This is a genomic window from Aeromicrobium sp. (assembly GCF_014378035.1).
Classification (GTDB): domain Bacteria; phylum Actinomycetota; class Actinomycetes; order Propionibacteriales; family Nocardioidaceae; genus Aeromicrobium.
Genome location: NZ_JACMOM010000395.1, coordinates 1 through 11,461, shown reverse-complemented (window position 1 = coordinate 11,461; position 11,461 = coordinate 1). Strand labels below are relative to the sequence as shown.

Annotated in this window: 11 protein-coding genes; 6 read left to right on the top strand and 5 right to left on the bottom strand. The window is 67.2% G+C overall.

Annotated elements, in window-relative coordinates:
- Nucleotides 1-171: WhiB family transcriptional regulator (locus tag H7290_RS20935; protein WP_290515949.1), on the bottom strand; the 171-nt coding region annotated here is incomplete at its 3' end.
- A 203-nt stretch (nucleotides 172-374) separates the two neighbouring features.
- Between H7290_RS20935 and H7290_RS20930 the strand changes: the two genes are divergently transcribed.
- From H7290_RS20930 to H7290_RS20920, 3 genes are all read left to right on the top strand, one after another.
- Nucleotides 375-788: a hypothetical protein gene (locus H7290_RS20930; RefSeq protein WP_290515948.1), complete on the top strand. Its 414-nt coding sequence runs from the start codon at nucleotides 375-377 to the stop codon at nucleotides 786-788.
- Nucleotides 789-934: 146 nt separating this feature from the next.
- Nucleotides 935-2,149, top strand: coding sequence for an NADP-dependent malic enzyme (locus H7290_RS20925; protein WP_290515947.1), 1,215 nt, complete (start codon nucleotides 935-937; stop codon nucleotides 2,147-2,149).
- Between the two features lie 20 nt (nucleotides 2,150-2,169).
- Nucleotides 2,170-3,138: a zinc-binding dehydrogenase gene (locus H7290_RS20920; protein WP_290515946.1), complete on the top strand. Its 969-nt coding sequence runs from the start codon at nucleotides 2,170-2,172 to the stop codon at nucleotides 3,136-3,138.
- Nucleotides 3,139-3,196: 58 nt separating this feature from the next.
- Here the strand turns inward: H7290_RS20920 and H7290_RS20915 are convergent, their stop codons facing one another.
- The 4 genes from H7290_RS20915 to H7290_RS20900 form a co-directional block, all read right to left on the bottom strand.
- Nucleotides 3,197-3,370, bottom strand: a complete 174-nt coding sequence (locus tag H7290_RS20915) for a DUF6104 family protein (protein ID WP_290515945.1) — start codon at nucleotides 3,368-3,370, stop codon at nucleotides 3,197-3,199.
- Nucleotides 3,371-3,393: 23 nt separating this feature from the next.
- Nucleotides 3,394-7,164, bottom strand: coding sequence for a multifunctional oxoglutarate decarboxylase/oxoglutarate dehydrogenase thiamine pyrophosphate-binding subunit/dihydrolipoyllysine-residue succinyltransferase subunit (locus H7290_RS20910; protein WP_290515944.1), 3,771 nt, complete (start codon nucleotides 7,162-7,164; stop codon nucleotides 3,394-3,396).
- A gap of 253 nt (nucleotides 7,165-7,417) precedes the next feature.
- Nucleotides 7,418-7,861, bottom strand: coding sequence for an OsmC family peroxiredoxin (locus H7290_RS20905; protein WP_290515943.1), 444 nt, complete (start codon nucleotides 7,859-7,861; stop codon nucleotides 7,418-7,420).
- A gap of 70 nt (nucleotides 7,862-7,931) precedes the next feature.
- Complete coding sequence (locus H7290_RS20900; protein ID WP_290515942.1) at nucleotides 7,932-9,071, bottom strand: N(5)-(carboxyethyl)ornithine synthase; 1,140 nt, start codon at nucleotides 9,069-9,071, stop codon at nucleotides 7,932-7,934.
- Nucleotides 9,072-9,225: 154 nt separating this feature from the next.
- Here H7290_RS20900 and H7290_RS20895 point away from each other — a divergent pair, with 154 nt between their 5' ends.
- Genes H7290_RS20895 through H7290_RS20885 form a run of 3 tightly spaced genes read left to right on the top strand, consistent with a single transcriptional unit; the run spans nucleotide 9,226 to nucleotide 11,399 of the window.
- Nucleotides 9,226-9,468, top strand: coding sequence for a three-helix bundle dimerization domain-containing protein (locus tag H7290_RS20895; protein ID WP_290515941.1), 243 nt, complete (start codon nucleotides 9,226-9,228; stop codon nucleotides 9,466-9,468).
- Nucleotides 9,469-9,480: 12 nt separating this feature from the next.
- Complete coding sequence (locus H7290_RS20890) at nucleotides 9,481-10,701, top strand: hypothetical protein (protein ID WP_290515940.1); 1,221 nt, start codon at nucleotides 9,481-9,483, stop codon at nucleotides 10,699-10,701.
- On the top strand, nucleotides 10,698-11,399 hold the full coding sequence (locus H7290_RS20885; protein ID WP_290515939.1) for a hypothetical protein: 702 nt from the start codon (nucleotides 10,698-10,700) through the stop codon (nucleotides 11,397-11,399). Before H7290_RS20890 ends, H7290_RS20885 begins: the two co-directional genes overlap by 4 nt.
- The last annotated feature ends 62 nt before the right edge of the window (nucleotides 11,400-11,461 follow it).

Genomic DNA, 11,461 nt, shown 5'->3' with positions numbered 1-11,461 from the left:
GTGATCCTGTCCGGACTCGAGTGCCCATTGCAGGCACTGCTCGCGGACATCACAGCGGCGGCATACGACCTTGGCCTCTTCGATCTGCAAGATGGCGGGACCCGTGTTGCCGATGGGGAAGAAGAGTTCAGGGTCCTCATCTAGGCATGCTGAACGATGACGCCAATCCATGGGGACGCTCCTTCCCGTTCGGTTGCGTGCCTTGGGCTGGGCCGTTGAGCCCGTTCCAAAGCGTTGACCTCCATGTTTTCAACATTTCAACGGGTTTACAAGGGATTGACGTCGTGTGAATTGTCGGATGGGTCACACCTTTCGTACGCTGAGGCTGTGCCCGTCCGTCTGCTCCCGCCCCGGCCCCTCCGTTTGCTGCCGCTGTGACACTCTCCCGACGCCCCGAAGGCACGGCCCGCGCGCTCCTGCTCGCGGCTGCGGTGACCGTGTCGGCCGAGGCAGTGGGATTCGTCATCCTGGCGGTGCTCGGGCTCGTGGCGCCCTCGGCGGACCCCGTCGGAGTCGGCGTCGGGATCGGCGTCTTCCTGCTGATCTACGGTGCCGGTCAGGCCTGGGCGGCGTGGCGAGTGGTGCGTGGTGACGCGTGGGCGCGGAGTCCGCTGATCGTCACCCAGCTCATCCAGCTGCTCCTCGCATGGAACCTGCGCAAGCCCGATGAGCGCACCGGCGACACCCGTCTCATCGCCGCGCTCCTTGCGGTGTCGGCTGTCGTCGTGCTCGCCTGTCTGCTCGCTCCACCCGTGACCCGCGCACTCAGCGAGGACCACCGCGTGTGAGAGACTGGCGACCGGGCACAACCCGTGTGAATCCCGCTCCGGCGGATGTCAGACTGCGGCCTCTGAGCCGCGCCGGCGACCTGATCGGTCCCGTCTTGAAGCAGTACTGATCAAAACCAGTACGGACAGTCCCGAGGATCAGCTCCATGGTTGCCACACCTACTGACACCAACATGATTGACATGCAGACAGTCTCTCCAGACCCCGAGGATCCGATCTTCGCGCTGCACCGAGGCGGGAAGATGGAGATCTCCGCGACCGTGCCGCTGCGCGACGCGGCAGACCTGGCGATGACCTACACGCCGGGAGTCGCCCGCGTGTGCGAGGCGATCGCTGCCGACCCCGAGGCCGCTCACGAGTACACCTGGGTCTCCAACACCGTTGCCGTCGTGACCGATGGCACCGCGGTCCTGGGTCTCGGTGACATCGGCCCCGCCGCCGCGATGCCCGTCATGGAGGGCAAGGCCGTGCTGTTCAAGCAGTTCGGCGGCGTTGACGCCATCCCGATAGCACTTGCCACGACCGATGTCGACGAGATCGTCGAGACGATCGTCCGGCTCGCCCCGACATTCGGCGGCATCAACCTCGAGGACATCTCCAGCCCCCGATGCTTCGAGATCGAGCGCCGACTCATCGAGCTCCTCGACATCCCGGTCTTCCACGACGACCAGCACGGCACCGCGGTCGTGGTCCTCGCGGCGCTCATCAATGCGCTCCGAGTCACCGATCGCGACCTCGAGGACATCAAGGTCGTCATCTCGGGCGCGGGCGCGGCAGGTGTGGCGATCATGAAAATGCTGCAGAGCGCCGGCGTTCGCAAGATCGCGGTGGTCGACCGTTCGGGAGTCATCCACCCCGGGCGCGACGATCTGAACGAGGTCAAGCGGTGGGTGGCCGAGCAGACCGGCGACTGGGCGCGGTCCGGCACGGTGTCGGACGCGTTGGCGGGTGCGGATGTGCTGATCGGTGTCTCGGGCGGCACGATCCCCGAGGAGGCGGTCGCCTCGATGGCCCGCGACGCCATCGTGTTCGGGCTCGCCAACCCGACGCCCGAGGTTCATCCCGACGTGGCCTCGCGCTACGCCCGGGTCGTCGCCACCGGAAGGTCGGACTTTCCCAACCAGATCAACAACGTCCTCGTGTTCCCCGGCATCTTCCGGGGCGCGCTCGACGTGCGCGCGACCCGCATCTCCGAGGGCATGAAGCTTGCCGCCGCCCACGCCATCGCCGACCTCGTCGGTGACGACCTCAGCGCGACCCATGTCATCCCTTCGCCGTTCGACCCACGGGTCGCCTCGGCGGTCTCCCGCGCAGTGACCGACACAGCGCGCCGCGAAGGTCTCGCACGCCGTCCCTACTGACCCACATCCGAAGGAGCCGAATGTTCGCCGTCTACGCCGGCACGATCAACCCCGAGAACCCGCTCGACGGGCTGGTGGTGGGGGAGCGCCCCGAGCCGGAGGTGCCTGACGGGTGGACGACAGTCACTGTCAAAGCAGCCTCGATCAACCACCACGACGTGTGGAGCCTTCGTGGCGTCGGACTCCGTGCGGAGTCGCTGCCGATGATCCTTGGTTGCGATGCCGCGGGTGTCGACGACGACGGCAACGAGGTCGTCGTCCATGCCGTGATCAACGATCCGTCGTGGCGCGGTGACGACACCCTCGACCCGAAGCGCTCCCTCCTGTCCGAGCGGCACCAGGGCACGTTCGCCGAGCGGGTCGCCGTGCCGAGGCGCAACGTCGTTGCAAAGCCCGAGGGCATGTCGTTCGCCGAGGCTGCGTGTCTTCCCACCGCATGGTTGACGGCCTACCGCATGCTCTTCACGCAGTCCGGGCTCAAGCAGGGCGACACGGTGCTCGTGCAGGGCGCAGGCGGCGGTGTCGCCACGGCGGCGATCACGCTGGCGCGGGCAGCAGGCTTCAGGGTCTACGCCACCAGCCGCGACGAGGACAAGCGGGCCAGGGCCATCGAGATCGGGGCCCACGAGGCGTTCGAGTCCGGTGCCCGGCTGCCGTCCAAGGTCGATGCCGTCATCGAGACCGTGGGTGCCGCGACGTGGTCGCACTCGATCAAGTCGATGCGTCCCGGCGGCACGGTCGTCATCGCCGGTGCCACATCGGGCGACGCGCCCAAGGCGGCCGAGCTCACCCGGATCTTCTTCCAGCAGATGCGTGTGCACGGCTCGACGATGGGCACGCGCGACGAACTGCACGGGCTCGTCCAGTTCATGGACGTCACCGGCACCCGGCCTTTGATCGACCGTCAGATCCCGATGGCCGACGTTGCTGGTGGCCTCGCGTCAGTGATCGACGGATCGGTGTTCGGCAAGATCGTGCTGACGCTCTAGCCGCAACGGGTGGGGCCTGCGCGGGTCGGGCCGGTGAGTCCGGCCGCGGGCAGCGGGATCACTCGTCGTCGTCCAGGCGCGCGAGCCAGGTGGCGAGGCGTTCGACGGGGATCTCGAAGTCGGGGTTGAGATCCACGAACTCGCTGAGTCTTTCAGCAAGCCACGCCAGGGAGACCTCTTCGTCCCCCCGGCGTGACTGCAGCTCTTCGATACCTCGATCGGTGAAGTACATGGTCGATGGAGTCCGTCAGCCGATCAGCTGAAAGCCTGCTGCATCAGCGTGGCCTGCTCCTCCGCGTGCCGCGCGTGCGAGCCGACGGACGGCGCCGACGACTCCGGGCGCGAGACCCGCATCAGTGGCAGCCCGTCGAACTCGCCACTGAAGTGCAGCGCGACGTGCGGCCACGGGCCCTGGTTGGCGGGCTCGTCCTGCACCCAGCGCACTTCGCGAGCGTGGGGATACTTCGCCACCTCGGCGTTGAGCTCGGCAGTGGGCCGCGGATAGATCTGTTCGAGCCTGACGATGGCGGTGCGCGACTGGCCCGACTCGCGCTTCTCGCGTTCGGCGAACAGGTCCCAGGTCACCTTGCCCGAGCACACGAGCACGCGCTCGACGGTCGACGGGTCGACCGAGTCGTCGCCGATGACCGGTCGGAACGTGCCGGACGTGAAATCGTCGGGCTGCGACGTGGCCGCCTTGCTGCGCAGCATCGACTTCGGGGTGAAGACGATGAGCGGGCGGTGCTCGCTCTCGAGGTTCTGGCGGCGCAGCAGGTGGAAGTACGACGCCGGGGTCGAGGGCTGTGCGATGGTCATGGCATCGTCGGCGCACAGCAGCAGGAACCGTTCGATGCGGGCCGATGAGTGGTCGGGCCCCTGACCCTCGTAGCCGTGCGGGAGCAGGAGCACGACACCGGACTTCTGGCCCCACTTGGTCTCACCGGCAGAGATGTACTCGTCGATGACGGACTGGGCACCGTTGACGAAGTCGCCGAACTGCGCCTCCCACATCGTCAGTGCCTCGGGACGGGCGACGGAGTAGCCGTACTCGAACCCGAGGGCCGCGTACTCGCTGAGCAGCGAGTCGTAGACGTAGAAGGTCGCCTGGTCGTCGCCGACGTTGGACAGTGGTGTCCATTCCTCAGCGTTGGTGCGATCGATGATCGTGGCGAAACGTGACGCGAACGTGCCGCGGCGGGTGTCCTGGCCGGAGATTCGCACCGGGCGCCCGTCGAGGAGAAGCGAGCCCATGGCGATGATCTCACCGGTTCCCCAGTCGATCGGGCCAGCTGTTATCGAGGCAGCACGACGCTGGAGCTGCGGCAGCACCTTGGGGTGGACCGTGAAGCCCTCGGGGACGTTGGTGTACGAGTCGGCGATGGCCTTCATCGTCTCGGGGGACACCGCGGTGACGAGCTCGCCGGCGTGCTCGGGCTTGTCGGGGTAGTCGGGCGTGCGGGAGTAGCCCGGGTCGGTGGCGGCTTCCTTGACCTCGGCGAAGTTGCGCTCGAGCTGGACCTGGTAGTCGCCCAACGCGGCCTCGGCCTCCTCGAGCGTGATGTCGCCTCGACCGACGAGAGCCTCGGTGTAGAGCTTGCGCACCGACTTCTTCTTCTCGATCGTGTCGTACATCAGCGGCTGCGTGAAGCTGGGGTCGTCACCTTCGTTGTGACCGCGACGGCGGTAGCAGACCAGGTCGATGACGACGTCCTTGTGGAACGTGCGGCGGTACTCGTACGCCAGGTGCGCCACCCGTATGCAGGCCTCCGGGTCGTCGCCGTTGACGTGGAAGACCGGCGCCTGGATCATCCGGGCGACGTCGGTGCAGTACGTCGAGGATCGTGACGACGACGGCGAGGTCGTGAAGCCCACCTGGTTGTTGACGATCAGGTGGATCGTGCCGCCGGTGCGGTAGCCCCGTAGCAGCGAGAGGTTGAGGGTCTCGGCCACGACGCCCTGTCCGGCGAACGCGGCGTCACCGTGCACGAGCACGGGAAGCACCGGAAACTCCTGGCCGCGGTTGAGACGGTCCTGCTTGGCGCGCGCTATTCCCTCGAGCACCGGGTCGACGACCTCGAGGTGCGACGGGTTGGCAGCGACGGAAACCTTGATCGTGTCGCCGTTTCCCGACGTGAACTCGCCCTCGACGCCGAGGTGGTACTTGACGTCGCCGGAGCCCTGGACGGTGCGGGGGTCGATGTTGCCCTCGAACTCGCGGAACACCGAGCCGGCGTGCTTGCCGGCGATGTTGACCAGCACGTTGAGCCGGCCACGGTGGGCCATGCCGATGCAGACCTCTTCGAGCGAGTCTGACGCGGCGGCCTCACAGATCTCGTCGAGCACGGGGACCGTGGTCTCGCCACCCTCGAGGCTGAACCGCTTCTGGCCGACGAACTTGGTCTGCAGGAACGTCTCGAACGCCTCTGCCTGGTTGAGCTTCTGCAGGATGCGCAGCTGCTCCTCGCGCGGCGGCTTGGTGTGCGGACGCTCGATGCGCTGCTGGAACCAGGTCCGTTCGGCCGGGTCGTTGATGTGCATGTATTCGAGGCCGATGGTGCGGGCGTACGAGTCGCGGAGAATACCGAGGATCTCGCGCAGCTTCATGAAGCGCTTCTCGGTCTTGAATGAGCCGGTGGCGAATTCGCGGTCGAGGTCCCACAGCGTGAGCCCGTGCGATGCGGTGTCGAGGTCGGGGTGGCTGCGAGGCGTGTTGTCGAGCGGGTTGGTGTCGGCCATCAGGTGGCCGCGCACGCGGTAGGCGTGGATGAGCTCGAGGACCCGGGACTGCTTGTGGATCTGGTCGTCGTGGCTGACAGCGATGTCCTGGGCCCAGCGGATGGGCTCGTAGGGGATCTTGAGCGCACGGAAGATCTCGTCGTAGAAGCCCTCTTCGCCGAGGAGAAGACGGTGGATTCGCTTGAGGAACTCGCCGGATTGCGCACCTTGGATGACTCGGTGGTCGTAGGTCGACGTGAGCGTCATCATCTTGGAGATCGCCATTTGGGCGAGGGTGTGGTCGGAGGCGCCCTGGAACTCCGGCGGGTACTCCATCGAGCCGACGCCGATGATGACGCCCTGGCCCTGCATGAGACGCGGGATGGAGTGGTTGGTGCCGATGCCGCCGGGATTGGTCAGGCTGACAGTGGTGCCTTGGAAGTCCGTGACCTCAAGGTTGCCGTCACGGGCCTTCTTGACCATCGTCTCGTAGGCGGACCAGAACTCGGCGAAGCCCATCGTCTCGGTGGCCTTGATCGACGGCACCAGCAGCGTGCGGGAACCGTCGGGCTTCTTCAGGTCGATGGCGAGGCCGAAGTTGACGTGCTCGGGCTTGAGCTGGTTGGGCTTGCCGTCGACGACCTCGAAACCGGTGTTCATCTCCGGCATGGCCGCGAGGGCCTGGACGATGGCATAGCCGATCAGGTGCGTGAACGAGACCTTGCCGCCTCGCGCGCGAGCCAGATGGTTGTTGATCACGACGCGGTTGTCGAAGAGCAGCTTGACGGGGACGGACCGGACGCTCGTCGCGGTGGGGACCGTGAGGCTCGAGTCCATGTTGGCAACGGTGCGGGAGGCTGCTCCGCGCAGGATGACGTGGCCGACCTCCCCGGGACCGACCTTTTTCGGGGCGGCAGGGGCCGACCTGGAGGTCGAGGTGGCGGGCCTGGCCGGGGCGTCGACGACGGGGGCGACCGGAGCGGCCGGCTCGACGTGGACCGGTGCGGCCACCTGGGCGTGGGCCGGTGCTGTCCTCACGGGCTCGGTCTGGGCCGACAGTGGTTCGACGGCGCTGGGTGACGTGGGCCGCTGAACCGGAGCCGCTGGTGCATCGTGTGCCGCCGCGGTCGTTGCCGAAGAGCCGTTGGGCGAGGCCCCATTGAGGGCTGCGCCGGCACCGGTCTTGAAAAATGTGACCCACGTCGGGTCGACGGACGACGGATCATCCTGGAAACGCTCGAACATCTCCTCGACGAGCCACTGGTTGGTGCCGAAATCTGGGGTTGAACTGTCTTGCGAGGACTCGGCCACGGCCTCGATCGCCTCTTCCGATTAGTTGCTGGGCACACCTGAGAACTAGCCTGAAAACTAGCCTTCACAGGATAACGCGGAGACCTGCTCGGCCGCAGGCAGGCTGCACCGTTCGGACGGGTCTTCCTCGTACAACGGGCACTGCACCGCTGTCGAGGGGTTCCGGGCGACGACGCCGAGCACCGTTTGACGGCCGCCCAATCGTCCGAAGCCCCCGACCGTGCGCGGGTCCGGGGCATCGGTGCGGTGTCGGCTACGCGGTCTCGAGCGCCGCGTCGAGCGTGATGTCAACGCCGGTCAGTGCCTTGCTGATGGGACAGGTGGCCTTGGCCGCTTCGGCAACGTGGGCGAAGCCCGCGGCGTCGATGCCGGCCACCTCGCCGCGGACCGTGAGGGCGATGCCCGTGAGCTTGAACCCACCGTCGGGGTCGGGCCCCAGCGAGACGTCGGCCTTGATCTCCAACGAGTGGACAGTCGCGCCTTCTTCACCGAGGAGAGCCGAGAGCTGCATCGCGTAGCAAGCCGAGTGGGACGCCCCGAGCAGCTCCTCGGGATTGGTCGCGCCGCCCCCGTCATCGGACGAGCGCTTCGGGAACGACACCTCGAACGTGCCGAGGCCTGAGCTGGTGAGCTCGACCTGACCGGATCCGTCCTGGAATCCGCCGTCCCAGGCGGTGCGGGCTGTACGTGTCGGCATGGTGCTTCCCTTCATCGATAACTGTCACCACGACGCTACTGGGCCGGAGCCATCTCGCAACCGATCGACGTCACAGAGCCAGGTGGGGAAACTCCTCCGACCTGTTCTGGAAGGCCAGGATCTCGGTGTTGCGGATGACCCCGGAACGGATCTCGATGGCACGCTTGATCGTCTCGTCCTCTTCCCACGCTGCGGGCCCGCCGAGCACGATGCCGAGGAACGGGAGGAGGGCCTGGCTGATCTCCCACGTCGCGGAGTTCCAGAGGAAGGACGGACTGTGGTCGACGCCGTAATAGGTCACACCGTTGCCGACCATGAATGTCGGCTCGTCGAACGTCGTGGGCCTGGCCCACTCGAATCCCATGCCCTCGTCGCAGGAGACGTCGACGATCAGCGTGCCCGAGGCGAGGCTGCCGAGGTTGACGTTCTCGAGGAAGGTGATGGGGGAGTTGGGATCCTGCAGGACGCAGTTGACGATGACGTCGTGCTCGGCCAGGAATGGTGGCATCGCCGTCCACCCGTCCTCCTTGTGCGCACGGCTCTCCTGCGGCGACAGACCCGGCTCGAAGTGCACGATGCTCGCCGAGTGGATCGGCGCATTGACGGCCGCGACGCCGCGCTGCGTGAAGATGTCGACATCGTGGATGCCCTGCGAGCTGAGCGCAGTCACGGCACCGCGGGCGGTCGCGCCGAAGCCGATGACGGCGGCACTCAGCCGGCGGCCGTAGTTGCCGGTCAGACCGCTGGGCTGCATCGCATGTTGCACCGAGCAGTAGCCCGCGAGCTCGTTGTTCTTGTGCAGTGCGTGGAGCAGGAAGTAGCCGTCTCCGCTCCAGTGGTTCATGGCCTCGAAGGCGATGAGCGTCAACTTGCGATCGATCGCCGCTTGGGTCAGGGCCCGGTCCTGGACGCAGTGCGGCCAGCCCCAGAGGATCTGTCCCTCGCGCATCTCGAGGAGGTCGGACGCCTGCGGCTTGGTCAGCAGGATGACATCGCAGCGGGCGATCAGCTCGGCACGCGTCAGCAGGTCCGCGACGTACGGGCGCAGCTCCTCGTCGGTGAACCCGAACTCGGTGCCGTAGCCCTCCTCGAGGAAGATGTGCGGCCGGGTGGCGTCGCTCAGCCGCTCGAGATGGCGCGGGTGGATCGGCAGCCGCCGCTCGTTCTCCTTGACGGTGCGGGCGATGACTCCGAGGTCGAGCTGTTCCATGTTCCGCTCCCTGTCTGTGAGTGCCCTGCGTCCTTGATTGTCCATCACGGAATTCGGGACCCACGACCCTGCCCCCGAGCGCGGGACAGGCAGACGCTGGAGCTGTGGGATCACCTTCGACGACGGGAGCAGTGCAGTGAGGACCACCAGCGCCATGAGAACCAGCTCAACCGACCAGGGACGAGACCGCTTGGTCGGATCGTCGTACGTTGACGAGCTGGCCGCTCAACTCTGCGGTGACTACCGTCACGTCGCTCCCGCGATCGTCAGGGCATGTGTCGACGCGGAGTACTCCCGCTTGGCAGATGCCCGACTCCAGTCATTCATTCCCATCCTCGTCGAGCGTGCTGTGCGCGAACGGCTGGGCCGCCCCACCGTGACGCCTACGGCGGCGTAGGCGGCAGTGACGATGCCCGACGACACACCAGAGTTCTCCGCTGTCACAGGAGACCGAGCGTCACGGCCGATCTCGCGACGGTCCGCACTCAAGGCGATGGGGCTCGGCGGCGCGACGATCCTGGTGGGTGCGTCGGGAGCTGCCAGCTATCGGGTGTTCGACAACGGGGTGCTTGACGCCGGATCTGGCGCGCCCTACGACGCGTGGTCGCAATGGCGCGACGACGACAGCCCCAAGGGTGCCGTCGGGGCTGCCATCCTTGCCGCCAACCCGCACAACACCCAACCGTGGATCTTCCACGTCACCGACCGGAGTGTTGACGTGTTTGCCGACCCGAGCCGGGACATGCCGGCGGTCGACCCCTACCGCCGCGAGCACCACGTGGGCCTCGGCTGCGCCGTCGAGAACCTGGTCCTCGGTCTGGGCGCTCGCGGCTTCCGGGCAGAGGTCAAGTGGTTGCCCGATCCGGCAGACGAGACGTACGTGGCTGCAGTGGCCTTCGAGCCCGCGCCCGTCAGCACATCGTCGCTGCATGAAGTCATCGGTGACCGACACTCGAACCGGGGCCCCTATCGCGCGCAGCGGGTCCCGCGCACGGTGCTCGAGGGCCTGTCGGCACACGTGGCCGAATCGCCTGACGTCCAGCTGCGCTGGTTGGCCTCGGACTCCGACCGAGAAGCCATGAGTGCGCTGATCCTGGAGGCGACCGAGGCATTCATCGACGATCGGGGACAGTCCGAGGAGTCGTTCTCGTGGTTCCGCAACAGCCGCGACGACATCGACAAGCATCGCGACGGTCCGACGCTCGACGCGCAGGGGTTCAGCACGACCACCCTGACCGTCGCCAAGCTGTTGCCGGCGTCATCGCGCAGTGCTGGCGACAGGTTCTGGCTCGACCAGACGCGAACGGTGCACACGGCGACCGCCGCGGCCTACGGCATCATCACGGTGCCGGGTGGCGACCACGTGACCGATCGCCTGCAGGCCGGTCGGGTTCTGCAGCGCATCCACCTCGCCGCCACGGCGGATGGCCTGGCCCTGCAGCACATGAACCAGGTCACGGAGCGGATCGACCGCGAGCGGCAGCTGGGGCTGCCTGCCACGTTCGCGCCGAGACTGCAGGACCTGGTGGCGCAGCCCGGCAGGGGTGCCGTGGTGGCGTTCCGTCTGGGGCATGCGATCCGCACCGCCCGGCCCAGCCCCCGTCGACCACTCGGTGCGGTGATCCGATGAACCGGCGCCCGGCGCGCTGCCTGGGCCTTCTGGGCGGTGCATCAGGGATGATTGCCGGCGTCGTCCAGGCTGTGGCGGGGCCAGACATCCCCGAGCTGACGGGAAGCAAGGCAAGCCCGGTGGCACTCGGTCTGCTCACCATTGTTCTCAGTGCCATCGGCCTAGCCAGTGCAGTCAGCCTGGGCAAGGACTCGATCCCGCCATCGGGACGAGTTGCCAGCGCCGTCGGCATGCTCGTGCCCGGCGTCGTGTGCTTCACCACGGTCGGCGCCTTGTGGTACCTCCCGGGCCCGCTGCTGACAGTGCCCGCCGGCCTTGCGGTCGCCGGCGGTTGGCGGGAAAGCCGCGACGTCATCGCTACGGCATGGCTGCCGGGGCTCGTCAGCCTTCTCGGTGCATTCGAGGTGATGATGGCGCTGCGCGCATCGCCGCTGGCACTCACGCTCGTCGGTGTTCTCGGTGGTCTCGCCCTGTTCGCATCACCATGGATGCGCAACAAGCGGCCTCGGCTCGCACTGCTGCTGGTCGGGACTATTCCGTTCGCGGTCGCGGCGTGGTGGAGCCTGGTGGTACCGCTCCTCGCGATCCTGGCTCTCGCCATCAGTGGCGTCATCGCGCGAAGACGGCGCACACGGCCCACCGCCCTCGATGCCACAGGAAGGTGGGGTGGACCACTCGCCGGCGCAGCGGATAGATGACCTCCACGCAGTCATCACCTAGACGTCCTGGGCGCCGGGGGGGGTGCGGCAGGAACGTGAGT